This window comes from Acidovorax sp. HMWF018, assembly GCF_003061035.1.
In the GTDB taxonomy this organism is placed as follows: domain Bacteria; phylum Pseudomonadota; class Gammaproteobacteria; order Burkholderiales; family Burkholderiaceae_C; genus Acidovorax; species Acidovorax delafieldii.
Genome location: NZ_QAIM01000652.1, coordinates 10,270 through 22,997, shown reverse-complemented (window position 1 = coordinate 22,997; position 12,728 = coordinate 10,270). Strand labels below are relative to the sequence as shown.

General features: G+C 64.1%; 9 protein-coding genes and 1 pseudogene. 9 read left to right on the top strand and 1 reads right to left on the bottom strand.

What is annotated here, in order from left to right; genetic code table 11:
• Positions 1-1,281 (top strand): glucans biosynthesis glucosyltransferase MdoH (mdoH, locus tag DBR23_RS27310; protein ID WP_233250783.1); only part of this gene is annotated, 1,281 nt, incomplete at its 5' end.
• A gap of 134 nt (positions 1,282-1,415) precedes the next feature.
• On the opposite strand, the gene ffh is transcribed toward mdoH, so the two are convergent.
• Positions 1,416-2,795 (bottom strand): signal recognition particle protein, encoded by a 1,380-nt coding sequence (gene ffh / locus DBR23_RS27305; protein WP_108500153.1) that lies wholly within the window; start codon positions 2,793-2,795, stop codon positions 1,416-1,418.
• A gap of 98 nt (positions 2,796-2,893) precedes the next feature.
• On the opposite strand from ffh, the gene DBR23_RS27300 reads away from it, so the two are divergent.
• The 8 genes and pseudogenes from DBR23_RS27300 to DBR23_RS31965 all read left to right on the top strand — a co-directional run.
• Positions 2,894-3,691 (top strand): inner membrane protein YpjD, encoded by a 798-nt coding sequence (locus tag DBR23_RS27300; RefSeq protein ID WP_108500152.1) that lies wholly within the window; start codon positions 2,894-2,896, stop codon positions 3,689-3,691.
• Entirely contained in the window at positions 3,688-3,915 is a 228-nt protein-coding gene (locus tag DBR23_RS27295) for a PP0621 family protein (RefSeq protein ID WP_056066315.1), read from the top strand. The genes DBR23_RS27300 and DBR23_RS27295 overlap by 4 nt, the downstream gene beginning before the upstream one ends.
• Before the next feature lie 22 nt (positions 3,916-3,937).
• Positions 3,938-5,641, top strand: a complete 1,704-nt coding sequence (locus DBR23_RS27290; protein WP_056066318.1) for a nitrogen regulation protein NR(II) — start codon at positions 3,938-3,940, stop codon at positions 5,639-5,641.
• A gap of 11 nt (positions 5,642-5,652) precedes the next feature.
• Entirely contained in the window at positions 5,653-7,218 is a 1,566-nt protein-coding gene (locus DBR23_RS27285) for a sigma-54 dependent transcriptional regulator (protein ID WP_056746904.1), read from the top strand.
• A complete protein-coding gene (ampD, locus tag DBR23_RS27280) occupies positions 7,202-7,831 on the top strand; it encodes a 1,6-anhydro-N-acetylmuramyl-L-alanine amidase AmpD (protein WP_108500151.1) in 630 nt (209 codons plus the stop codon). Before DBR23_RS27285 ends, ampD begins: the two co-directional genes overlap by 17 nt.
• Before the next feature lie 377 nt (positions 7,832-8,208).
• Complete coding sequence (locus DBR23_RS27275; protein ID WP_108500150.1) at positions 8,209-11,148, top strand: ribonucleoside-diphosphate reductase subunit alpha; 2,940 nt, start codon at positions 8,209-8,211, stop codon at positions 11,146-11,148.
• Positions 11,149-11,283: 135 nt separating this feature from the next.
• A complete protein-coding gene (locus DBR23_RS27270; RefSeq protein ID WP_056066330.1) occupies positions 11,284-12,480 on the top strand; it encodes a ribonucleotide-diphosphate reductase subunit beta in 1,197 nt (398 codons plus the stop codon).
• A gap of 187 nt (positions 12,481-12,667) precedes the next feature.
• A pseudogene (locus DBR23_RS31965) lies at positions 12,668-12,728 on the top strand (histone); the annotation flags it as partial.

Genomic DNA, 12,728 nt, shown 5'->3' with positions numbered 1-12,728 from the left:
CAGGTGTACTACCGCCTGCGCACACGCCGCACCCACCGCAAGGCGGGCAACGTGGCCGACTTCTGCCGCCGCTGGGGCAAGGACTACCGCTACATGGTGGTGCTGGACGCCGACAGTGTGATGAGCGGCGACTGCATCGTCTCCATGGCCAAGCTGATGGAAGCCAACCCCACGGCCGGCATCATCCAGACCGCTACGCAGGCCATCGGCCATGTGACGCTGCACGCCCGCGCGCAGCAGTTTGCCTCGCGCGTCACGGGTCGTCTGTTCACTTTGGGCATGCAGTACTGGCAGCTGAGCGAATCGCACTACTGGGGCCACAACGCCATCATCCGCGTGGCACCGTTCATGCAGCACTGCGCGCTAGCGCCCATCCCCGGCAAGGGGGGCCTGGCTGGCGGCATCATGTCGCACGACTTTGTGGAAGCCGCCCTCATGCGCCGCGCGGGCTACCACGTGTGGCTGGTGGGCGACCTGATCGGTAGCTATGAGCAACAGCCGCCTGACCTGCTGGCCGAGCTGCAGCGCGACCGCCGCTGGTGCCAGGGCAACCTGCAGAACGCGCGCCTGATGGCCGAGCCCGGCATCCACGCGGTGCACCGGTCCATGTTCGTCACCGGTGCCATGGCCTATCTGTCGGCGCCGCTGTGGCTGGCCTTCATGACTCTCGGTACGGCGCTGTGGCTGTCGGGCGCCAAGCTGGTAGCGGACTGGCACATCCTGCCCGCCGAGCTGCTCGCCCTGTGGGTCTGGACCTTGTGCCTGCTGTTCTTGCCGCGCATCCTGGGCGTGGCCGCAGTGTTCATGCGCCGCGAGCAAAAGCAGTACGGCGGCGCTTTCAGCCTGCTCAAGAGCGCCGTGCTGGAGAGCGTCATGGCCATCCTGCAGGCGCCGGTGCGCATGCTGGCGCATTCGTTGTTTGTGTTGATCGCGTTGACTGGCCTGAAGTTGGAGTGGAAGTCGCCTCCGCGCGAAGCCCATGCCGTGCCCTGGCGCCACGCCGTGCGCCAGCTCGCTCCCATGAGCGCGGTGATCGCCCTGCTGGCTGCGGGCGTGGCGCTGATCGACAGCAGCGCGCTGTTGTGGCTGATGCCCGTGGGCCTGCCGCTGGCGCTGGCGATTCCGCTGGCGGTGTGGACCAGCCAGATCGCACTGGGCCGGGCGCTGCGTGCGCAGCGACTGCTGCTGATTCCCGAGGAGTCGTGGTCCCCTCCAGTACTGCGCCGTGCCTGGTTGCACGCCAGCCGGCTGGCACGGCCCGTGGCGTTGCAAGCAGCCTGAGGCACCGCGCAGAGCCACCATCCACCGACCCACAAAAAAAGCCGACGCATGTCGGCTTTTTTATTCACTCATATTTTCATAGCACTCCAGGCATATGCTTGTAGCGCCTGGTGCCAAAAAGGCTTGAAAACCCTTCAGAAAGGCATCTTGGGCATGCCTCCGCCGCCCATGCCCTTCATGCCGCCCATCTTCTTCATCATCTTCATCAGGCCGCCGCCCTTCATCTTTTTCATCATGCCCTGCATCTGCTCAAACTCCTTGAGCAGGCGGTTGACTTCCTGCACATGCACACCCGCCCCGTTGGCGATGCGCTTCTTGCGCGTGGCCTTGATGAGTTCGGGCTTGCGGCGCTCCAGGGGCGTCATGCTCTGGATGATGCCTTCCTTGCGCTTGATGTCTTTTTCGGCCTTGTCCATGTCCAGCGAACCCGCCTTGGCGGTGAGCTGAGAGGGCAGCTTGTCCATCAGGCTCGACAGCCCGCCCATCTGCTTCATCTGCTGGATCTGCGAGAGAAAGTCGTTCAGGTCGAAGCCGTCACCGCTCTTGACCTTGGCCGCCAGCTTTTGTGCGGCCTCCATGTCCACCCCGGCCGTGACCTGCTCCACCAGCGCCACGATGTCGCCCATGCCCAGAATGCGGCCTGCATGGCGCTCTGCGTCGAACACTTCCAGGCCGTCGATCTTCTCCGAGACACCCGCAAACTTGATGGGCGCCCCCGTGATCTGGCGCACCGACAGTGCAGCACCACCGCGCGAGTCGCCGTCGAGCTTGGTGAGCACGATGCCGGTGAGGGGCAACGCCTCCTTGAAGGCCTTGGCGGTGTTGATGGCGTCCTGGCCCTGCATGGCATCGACCACGAACAAAGTTTCGACCGGGTTCAGCGCGGCGTGCAGGTCCTTGATTTCCTTCATTAAGGCTTCGTCGATGGCCAGGCGACCGGCCGTATCGACCAGCAGCACGTCAAAGTAGTGCTTCTTGGCGTAGTCGAGTGCGGCGTGGGCAATGTCAAGCGGCTTCTGGTCGGGCGTGCTGGGAAACCATTCGGCACCGGCCTGCTTGGTCACGGTCTTGAGCTGCTCGATGGCGGCCGGGCGGTACACGTCGCCCGACACGGTCAGCACCTTTTTCTTGCGCTTTTCAATCAGGTGCTTGGCCAGCTTGGCCGTAGTGGTGGTCTTGCCCGCGCCCTGCAGGCCGGCCATCAGGATCACGGCAGGCGGCTGGGCGGCCAGGTTGATGTCGGCCACGCCCTCGCCCATGGTGGCGGCGAGTTCACGGTTGACGATGCTGACCAGCGTCTGCCCGGGCTTGAGCGAACCCAGCACCTCCTGGCCCAGGGCCTTTTCCTTGACGCGGGCGATGAAGTCGCGCACCACGGGCAGGGCCACGTCGGCTTCGAGCAGCGCCATGCGCACTTCGCGCAGCATGTCCGTGACATTGGACTCGGTAATGCGGGCCTGGCCACGCATCTCCTTGACGAGGCGCGTGAGTTTGTCGGTAAGGGCGGAGGCCATAGGGGTGTTTCCGGTATTGGCTGCGCGCCGTCAACAACGGCGTTGTGCGCGCGGCCCCGCCAGGGCGCTGGCGGTGGGCGAAAGGCTAAACTGTGCCCATGATTTTAACGAGTAGCTCCCCCGTCAGTTGGCTGCTGGCCCTGGCCGCTGCCGTGGCCTATGCCGTGCCGGCCGCTGCGGCCTCCCGCCTGGGGGCTGCAGCAGCGCGCAATGCACTGCTGGTCGCGTGGTTGCTGCACGGCGCCGTGCTGGTCTGGGGCCTGTGGGGCGATGCGCCCCGGTTCGGTTTTGCGCCTGCGCTGTCGATGACCGCATGGCTGGTGCTCACGGTATATGCCGTGGAGCGGCAGTTGTTTCCGCAAATGCAGTCGCGCTGGGTGCTGGCAGGCCTGGGGGCGGCAGCCATTGTGCTGGCCATGCTGTTCCCGGGGCAGCCCCTGCACGTGGCTGCATCGGCCTGGCTGCCCTTGCACCTGGCCTTGGGCATTGCGTGTTATGGGCTGTTTGCAGCCGCCGTCGTGCATGCCTGGCTCATGACACGCGCCGAACGCCACATCCGGCAGGCCGAAGACCCGCACAGCGGCATCCCGCTGCTCACCCTGGAGCGGCTGACCTTCCGGTTCGTGACGGCAGGGTTTGTCCTGCTCACCGCCACCTTGATGGCCGGGTGGCTGTTTGGCGAGACGCTGTATGGCCGGGCCTGGCGGTGGGACCACAAGGCCGTGTTCTCGATGCTCTCGTGGCTGACCTTCGCCACCCTGCTGCTGGGCCGCGCGCGGTTTGGCTGGCGGGGCCGCAATGCGGTGCGTGTGTTGTATGCGGGCTCGGCCCTGCTGCTGCTGGCCTATGTGGGCTCGCGGTTTGTATTGGAAGTTGTTCTGGGCCGCAGCGCATGAAGTACCTGGTCTTGTTGGTCGTCATCGCGGTGGCGGTGGGTATCTGGCGCAGCCGCCGCGCCCCTGATGCGGCGGCGCCCAAAGCGCCCCCTACACCGCCAGCCCTACCGCAGGACATGCTGGCCTGCGCGCACTGCGGCGTGCACATCCCGCAGGCCGAGGCACTGATGCTGGGCAATCAGGCCTATTGCAGCGCCGAGCACCGGCGCATGGGCCCGGCCTGAGCGACGCCTTCCCGTTGTGACCATGCAAGCAGCGCCCGCAGGCCCACTGCCGCCTTCCGCAGAAGCCCCCTTCGCACGGCTGTGGCTCGGTTTTCTGACGGGCCGCGTGATGGTAGCCCTGGCACTGTTGGTGCTGCAGGGGGCCGGGCAGCTGATCAATCAAGCGGCGGCGCCTTCAGTGCTCGCGGTCTGCGTGGCCTACCTCGTAGCCACCGTGGTACTGCGGGTGTTGTCGCGCAAGGCCCCCCCGTCGCCCAGCGCCGGCCCGCAGTGGCTGCCTTCCATTGGTGTGGACCTGGCGGCAATCACTGCGCTGCAGTTGCTGCATGCGGGCACCATGAACTACACGCCCCTGTTCGGCCTGCCCATCCTGATCGCAGCGGTCATGGGCACGCTGACCCTGGCCCTGGGCACCACCGCCGCAGTCACGCTGCTGCTGCTGGGCTGGGCGTGGTGGGTGGGGCAGTACAGCACAGGAGACGAAGGCCAGCGCTACCTGCAAAGTGCACTGACCGGCACAGGCTACTTCATCGTGAGCTATCTGGTGCACCAGCTGGCCACCCGCCTGGCGCGCGAACAGGAAGTGGCACAACAAAGCCAGATCGCAGCGCGCGTGCAAACGCAGGTCAGTGCACTGGTCATCCAGAACCTGACCGACGGGGTGCTGGTGGTGGACGAGACCGACGTGGTGCGCATTGCCAACCCCGCAGGGCTGCAGCTTCTGGGCGGCATGGCACTGACCGAGCTACCGTTTGCCCTGACCTCCACCGCGCCGTGGCACCCCCTGGTGATCCTGGCGCGGCGCACCTTCCGGCACGAACAACCCCAGACGGCCGACGTCGATCTGCTGCACGAAGGCCAGAGCCCCACCGGTCTGCATGTGCGCACCTGGCTCACATCCACCCGCAACGCGGCCTTGCAAACGCGCTCCGAGCGGCTGTGCGTGATGTTCCTGCACGACCTGAGGGAAATGGAAGCGCGGCTGCGCACCGAAAAACTCGCGGCCATGGGCCGCATGTCCGCCGCGGTGGCCCATGAGATCCGCAACCCGCTGGCGGCCATCGTGCAGGCCAATGCCCTGCTGGAAGAAGACCTGCACGACCCCGCACAAAAACGGCTGGCGCACATGGTGCAGCAAAACGCCGACCGCCTGGCCCGCATCGCCGAAGAGGTGCTGGACATTGCCCGCGTACAGCACCAGATCAGCCATGCCCCAGCCTCGACCGTGGCGCTGGACGAGACGGTCGCCCAGATTTGGAACGACTGGCAGGCCCAGGACCCCGCCCGGCGGCGCGCCCTGGTGTCGCTGGACACGGGCGCCATCCAGGTGGAGTTTGACGCCGAGCACCTGCGTCGGGTGCTCGTCAACCTGCTGGACAACGCCCTGCGCTACATGGGCCCGGAGCCCGACTCGTTGTCAGTGACCACGCGCAACACGCCCGCTGGCCAGGTCAGCCTGCAGGTGTGGAGCGACGGTGCCCCGATGGACAAATCCGTGGAGCGGCATTTGTTCGAGCCCTTCTTCTCGTCGGAGAGCCGCTCCAGTGGCCTGGGCCTCTATATTTGCCGGGAGCTGTGCCAGCGCCATGGCGCCTCCATCAGCTACCAGCGCCTGAACCGCCACACCGCACGCGGTGACATCGGAGGCAACGCCTTTACTGTGGGCTTCCGCCGCACGACCCGCCCCGCCGACAATGCCACCTTGTTTGACACCATCGTGGTCTGACTGCCGCCTCCATGAACGCCCCTGCCGCCTCCATCCTTGTCGTTGACGACGAACCCGATCTGCGCACCCTGTACGAGCTCACCCTGCTGCGCGAGGGGTACCGGGTCGAGACCGCGTCGAGCGTCCAGGAGGCGCGTGATCAACTCAAGGCCCACCGCTTTGACGCCGTGATTACCGATATGCGGCTGCCCGACGGGTTTGGCATGGAGCTGCTGCAGGATCTGCGCGACCAGCAGCGCCGGGAGCGCTGCGTGGTCATGACCGCCTACGGCTCGGCAGAGAACGCGGTCGAGGCGCTGCGCGCAGGGGCCTTCGACTACCTCACCAAACCCGTGGACCTCAAGCAGTTCCGCTCGGTGGTGGCCTCAGCCATCCAGGGCACGGGTGGGGTTCCACCTCCGCGTGCGTCACGCAGCAACGGCTCCAGCCGGTCTACCAATGCAGCGGCGGCGACCGGCGAATTCGGCAATGCCAACGCCGCCCTGGACCGCCTCGTGGGCGAGTCCGACGCCATCCGCAACGTCAAGCAGCGCGTGGCCAAGGTATCGCGTGGCATGGCGCCGGTACTGATCCATGGCGAGTCGGGCACGGGCAAGGAGCTGGTGGCCCAAGCCCTGCATGCCAGCAGCCAGCGTGCTGACGGGCCCCTGGTCGCCGTGAACTGCGGGGCCATCCCCGAGAACCTGCTGGAAGCTGAATTTTTTGGTGCCCGCAAGGGCTCCTACACCGGCGCGTCGCAAGACCGCGACGGCTACTTCCAGGCCGCACGCGGGGGCACATTGTTCCTCGACGAAATCGGCGACCTGCCGCTGGCCATGCAGTCCAAGCTGCTGCGCGCCATCCAGGAGCGCAGCGTGCGGCCACTCGGCTCCACCCAGGAAGAGACGGTGGATGTGCGCATTGTGAGCGCCACCCACCGCGATCTGGCGGCCGATGTGCAGGCCGGCCGGTTCCGCCAGGACCTGTACTACCGACTTAATGTGATCGAGATCGTCATTCCGCCGCTGCGCGAGCGCCGCGAAGACCTGCCCGCACTGTGCGCAGCGCTGCTCACCCGCATTGCCCACGAGTCGGGCATGCCGGTGCCCCAACTCACCGACCGGGCACTGAACGCCATTGCCGCCCACCCACTGACCGGCAATGTCCGCGAGCTGGAAAATCTGCTGCACCGCGCAGTGGCATTGAGCGACGGGGACGAGTTGCAGGTGGATGCGCCAAGCGGCGCGTCAGATGTGCAGATGGCGCGCCCGGCACCGCCCACGCTTGTGCCAGCGCCAGAGGGATCGGCGGTGTCCGCCGCCTTCTCTGCTGGGCCCCACGCTTCGACGTCTGCAGACACAGGCCAGGGCCCTCAGCCCCTGGCCAACGGCTGCACGGTGCCACTGCCCAGCGACCTGCAGGCCTGGTTGGACCAGCAGGAGCGGGAGATCCTGATCCGCGCGCTGAAAGAAGCCGGGTTCAACCGTACCGCCACAGCCGCACGCCTGGGCATCAGCCTGCGCCAGATTCGCTACCGCATCGCCCGTCTGAACATCGCCGTGCCCAATGACCAGGACCCGCATGACGAACTGGGCTGACGGTGCACCAGCGGCAGACATGGCGCCCTGGGAGGGCGGCTGGTACAGGACCGCTCAGCGGCTCGCATCTCCGAACCACGGGCCGCGCCCGGTACAGACCTCGCAGGTCGATCTTATCGTGGTGCATTCCATCAGCCTGCCGCCTGGCGAATACGGCGGCGGTGCCGTGCAACAGCTGTTCACCAACACGCTGGACTGGGATGCGCACCCCTACTACCAGGGCATCCGCGGATTGCAGGTGTCCGCGCATTTTTTCATCGAGCGCACCGGGGTGCTGTGGCAGTTTGTGGATTGTGACCTGCGCGCCTGGCATGCCGGGCAATCGTTCTACCGGGGGAGGAGCCAGTGCAACGACGATTCCATCGGCATTGAACTGGAAGGCCTGGAGGGCCTGCACTTCGAGTCGGCACAGTACGAAACCCTGGCCAGGGTCTGCCAGGACATTGCGCTGCGCTATCCCATCGAGTACATCGCAGGGCATGAACACATTGCCCCGGGACGTAAGTTGGACCCAGGCCCGGGCTTTGACTGGCCACGACTGCAGGGGGCGTTGGACTGGCCTGCGCAGCGATTCCCGCTGAACACGCGGGCGGACCCCTTGCAGATTCGCTGACGCCGCACTTTCACTGTCGTACGGGCGCATCAAGGCATTTTTTTCTTTGTGCACTTGCACATATTTTTGCAGCCAAGCGCTGCGCGGCCTGGCACAGGAAATCCGCCGCCAAGGTCCGCCACTGCACGGTTTTGCGCCGCTCGCATCGCATTTACAAGGGCTCGCTGCAGGCACCGGTTGCGTACGCAATGGGGTTGGGAACATGCTGTTTCGGTTTTGGGGACTCATTCCGGCGGTACACTACCGGTAGTGTCTTGAACCGCCTCGACACACCATATATAGTGTGCACCAGACTGAAGTCCGGTGCAGCACCCACACACTGCGGCGGCACTCCAGGCCGCACGCCCACCCCAGACAGCCCACAGAAGAGGACCCCCATGCAAGCTGCTTTGAACACGCCTTCCCCATCGCCCACCGCCTCTGCGGATGCCGCCACGCACGCTGCGGCGGCCGCAGCTTCCGGGCACCCACTCACGCATTACCAGATCATTCGCCGCAACGGCGCGGTAGTGCCGTTCGAGCCCCAAAAAATTGCGGTGGCGATGATGAAGGCGTTTCTGGCAGTGCACGGCACGCAGGGCGCTGCCTCTGCCAGCGTGCGTGAGGTAGTGGACACGCTCACCCAGAACGTGGTCCGCGCCCTCATGCGCTCGCGTCCTGGCGGCGGCACCTTCCACATTGAAGATGTGCAGGACCAGGTCGAGCTGGGCCTGATGCGCGGCGAGCACCATGAAGTCGCCCGAGCCTACGTGCTGTACCGCGAGCGCCGCACGCAGGAACGCGCTCACCACCTGGAACAGCTAGCACCCGCCACCCCGGTGCTGCACGTGATCGACAACGGCCAACGCGTGCAGCTGGACATCCTGCGCCTGCACGCCTTGATCGAGTCGGCCTGCGCCAACCTGGGCGCCGACATCCAGGCAGCCCCCATCGTCGCAGAGACCATGCGCAACCTGTATGACGGCGTTCCCATGGACGAGGTCTACAAGGCGTCCATTCTGGCGGCCCGCACCCTGATCGAAAAAGATCCTGACTACACCTACGCCACGGCCCGCCTGCTGCTGCACACCATCGTGCGCGAGGTGCTGGGGCGTGACGTAGCCCAAAGCAACATGGGCCAGGCCTACAAGGACTATTTCCCCACCTTCATTCAGAAGGGTGTGGACAACGAGCTGCTGGACGAGCGCCTGCTCAAGCAATACGACCTGAACCGCCTGGGCGCCGCGCTCAAGGCCGAGCGCGACCTGCAGTTCGACTACCTGGGCCTGCAGACGCTGTACGACCGCTACTTCCTGCACGTCAAGAAGACCCGCATCGAGCTGCCCCAAGCCTTCTTTATGCGCGTGGCCATGGGCCTGGCGCTCAATGAAACCGACCGCGAAGCCCGGGCCATCGAGTTCTATGAAGTGCTCTCGTCGTTCGATTTCATGTCGTCCACCCCCACGCTGTTCAACAGCGGCACGCTGCGCTCGCAGCTGTCGAGCTGCTACCTGACCACGGTGCCCGACGACCTCGATGGCATTTACGAGTCAATCAAGGAAAACGCCTTGTTGTCCAAGTTTGCTGGTGGCCTGGGCAACGACTGGACCCGCGTGCGCGCCCTGGGCTCGCACATCAAGGGCACCAACGGCGAATCGCAGGGCGTGGTGCCCTTCCTCAAGGTGGTCAACGACACGGCCGTGGCCGTGAACCAGGGCGGCAAGCGCAAGGGCGCCGTCTGCACCTACCTGGAAACCTGGCACCTGGACATCGAAGAGTTCCTGGAACTGCGCAAGAACACCGGCGACGATCGCCGCCGCACGCACGACATGAACACGGCCAACTGGATCCCTGACCTGTTCATGCGCCGCGTGATGGAAAAGGGCACCTGGACGCTGTTCTCCCCTTCTAACGTGCCCGATCTGCACGATCTGTTTGGCGCCGACTTTGAAAAGGCCTACGTGGCCTACGAAGAAAAGGCTGCACGCGGCGAGATCAAGCCCGCCAAGACCATCCAGGCCACGGACCTCTGGCGCAAGATTCTCACCATGCTGTTCGAGACTGGCCATCCCTGGATCACGTTCAAGGATGCCTGCAATGTGCGCTCGCCCCAACAGCACGCCGGTGTGGTGCATTCGTCTAATCTGTGCACCGAGATCACGCTCAACACCAGCGACACCGAAACTGCCGTGTGCAACCTCGGCTCGGTGAACCTGCTGCAGCACATCAAGAACGGCCAGATCGACCACGACAAGCTCAAGAAGACCATCACCGTGGCTATGCGCATGCTGGACAACGTGATCGACATCAACTACTACGCAGTCAACAAGGCCCGCGACTCCAACCTGCGCCACCGCCCCGTGGGTCTGGGCGTGATGGCTTTCCAGGACAGCCTGTACGCGCTGCGCATTCCTTACGCCTCGCAAGAGGCGGTGGAATTTGCCGACAAGTCGATGGAAGCCATCTGCTACTACGCCTATTGGGCGTCCACCGAGCTGGCCAAAGAGCGCGGCAAGTACTCCAGCTACAAGGGCTCGCTGTGGGATCGCGGCATCCTGCCTTTCGATACGCTGGACATGCTCTCGCAGGCCCGTGGCGGGTATGTGGAAGTGGACCGCTCGTCCACGCTGGACTGGGATGCCCTGCGCAAGAAGATTGCACTGGACGGCATGCGCAACTCCAACTGCGTCGCCATTGCCCCCACGGCCACCATCTCGAACATCATTGGCGTTGATGCCTCGATCGAGCCTTCGTTCGGCAACCTGTCGGTCAAGTCCAACCTGTCGGGCGAGTTCACGGTCATCAACGGCGGCCTGGTGCGTGACCTCAAGCGCCTGGGCCTGTGGGATGACGTGATGATCATGGACCTCAAGCACTTCAAGGGTTCGCTGCACCCCATCGACCGCGTGCCCCAGGACATCAAGGCGCTCTACTCCACAGCCTTCGAAGTCGAACCCCAGTGGCTGGTGGAAGCCGCATCACGCCGCCAGAAGTGGATCGATCAGGCGCAGAGCCTCAACATCTACATGGCCGGCGCGTCGGGCAAGAAGCTCGACGACACCTACAAACTGGCGTGGGTGCGCGGCCTCAAGACCACCTACTACCTGCGCACCCAAAGCGCTACGCACGTCGAAATGAGCACCGTGAACACACGCCAGCTCAATGCAGTGTCATCGGGCAATGACAGCGGCGCATCGGCAGCTTCAGCCACCGCAGCGGCCAAGCAAAACCCGCTGGAAGCCGCTGCCGCAACGGCCTCTCAGCAGGCTGCAGCTGTGCCAGCCACGGACGTCAAGTTCTGCGCCATCGACGATCCTGGCTGCGAGGCCTGCCAGTAAGCACATTGCCAGCAACGCCTCGGGCTGGCCCGAGGCGTTGCTCCGGTGCTGTGAAGCAACAAAACCTTGCTGCACAACGCTTCAGTGCTTTCCTTTTCGCAGCACTGCTTTCATAATCCGAACACTGGAAAATCTATGTTGACCTGGGACGAAGAAGTCAAGCCCTCATCGCAAAATCAACTGGACGGCGGTCTGCCCAACAACCGCCAGGTGGGACAACCGCCTCTCGCTTTCCAAACGCCTTCGCTGCAGCCTTTGAGCACCTCGGCCCCAGCAGCAAGCGCCACCACCACACCCGTCGCCGCAGCAGCACACCGCCGTGTGAACGCTGCCGACAAGCGCATCATCAACGGCCAGACCGACGTCAACCAGCTGGTGCCTTTCAAGTACAAGTGGGCGTGGGAGAAATACCTCGCCACCTGCGCCAATCACTGGATGCCCCAAGAGGTGAACATGACGCGTGACATCGCGTTGTGGAAGGACCCCAACGGCCTGACCGAAGACGAGCGCCGCATCATCAAGCGCAACCTGGGCTTCTTCGTCACCGCCGATTCGCTGGCCGCCAACAACATCGTGCTGGGCACGTACCGCCACATCACGGCCCCTGAATGCCGCCAGTTCCTGCTGCGCCAGGCGTTCGAAGAAGCGATTCACACCCACGCGTATCAGTACATCGTCGAATCACTGGGTCTGGATGAAAGCGAAATCTTCAACGCCTACAACGAAGTCCAGTCGATCCGCGACAAGGACGAATTCCTGATCCCCTTCATCGAAGCGATCATGGATCCGTCTTTCAAAACCGGCACGCCCGAGACCGACCAGACACTGCTCAAGTCACTGATCGTTTTCGCGTGCCTGATGGAAGGCCTGTTCTTTTACGTGGGCTTCACGCAGATCCTGGCATTGGGTCGCCAGAACAAGATGACCGGCGCTGCTGAGCAGTACCAATACATCCTGCGCGATGAGTCGATGCACTGCAATTTCGGCATCGACTTGATCAATCAACTCAAGCTCGAAAACCCCCACCTGTGGACCGCAGAGTTCAAGGCCGAGATCAAGGCACTGTTCCTCAAGGCCGTGGAGTTGGAATATCGCTACGCCGAAGACACCATGCCCCGTGGCGTGCTGGGCATGAATGCTTCCATGTTCAAGGGCTACCTGCGCTACATCGCCAACCGCCGCGCCACGCAGATCGGGTTGGAGACGCTGTTCCCTAATGAAGAGAACCCGTTCCCGTGGATGAGCGAGATGATCGATCTCAAGAAGGAGCGCAACTTCTTCGAGACCCGGGTTATTGAATACCAGTCCGGTGGTGCGCTGTCCTGGGACTAGCGCCTTTTTTGCAGGCCACACCACCATGGATTTTTACACCACGCCCAGCAACGACAGCGCCGCAGAGCGCTGCCCTGCGGGGCGTTCCCGTGTTCATGGAGATGGAGTTTTCATCCATCTCCATGGATCGCTCTCTGTCCACTGCAGACAGGAAGTGCTCTTTGCAAATTGACCCAAGGAGAACATGATGGCAACTGCGAAAAAACCGGCCGCTAAGAAGGCTGCTCCCGCGAAAAAGGCTGCAACGG

What these genes read in the sequence shown, in the direction of transcription:
- ffh (WP_108500153.1), bottom strand. Translation starts at nt 2,795, where the DNA reads ATGGCCTCCGCCCTTACCGACAAACTCACGCGCCTCGTCAAGGAGATG.
- DBR23_RS27300 (WP_108500152.1), top strand. Translation starts at nt 2,894, where the DNA reads ATGATTTTAACGAGTAGCTCCCCCGTCAGTTGGCTGCTGGCCCTGGCC.
- DBR23_RS27295 (WP_056066315.1), top strand. Translation starts at nt 3,688, where the DNA reads ATGAAGTACCTGGTCTTGTTGGTCGTCATCGCGGTGGCGGTGGGTATC.
- DBR23_RS27290 (WP_056066318.1), top strand. Translation starts at nt 3,938, where the DNA reads ATGCAAGCAGCGCCCGCAGGCCCACTGCCGCCTTCCGCAGAAGCCCCC.
- DBR23_RS27285 (WP_056746904.1), top strand. Translation starts at nt 5,653, where the DNA reads ATGAACGCCCCTGCCGCCTCCATCCTTGTCGTTGACGACGAACCCGAT.
- ampD (WP_108500151.1), top strand. Translation starts at nt 7,202, where the DNA reads ATGACGAACTGGGCTGACGGTGCACCAGCGGCAGACATGGCGCCCTGG.
- DBR23_RS27275 (WP_108500150.1), top strand. Translation starts at nt 8,209, where the DNA reads ATGCAAGCTGCTTTGAACACGCCTTCCCCATCGCCCACCGCCTCTGCG.
- DBR23_RS27270 (WP_056066330.1), top strand. Translation starts at nt 11,284, where the DNA reads ATGTTGACCTGGGACGAAGAAGTCAAGCCCTCATCGCAAAATCAACTG.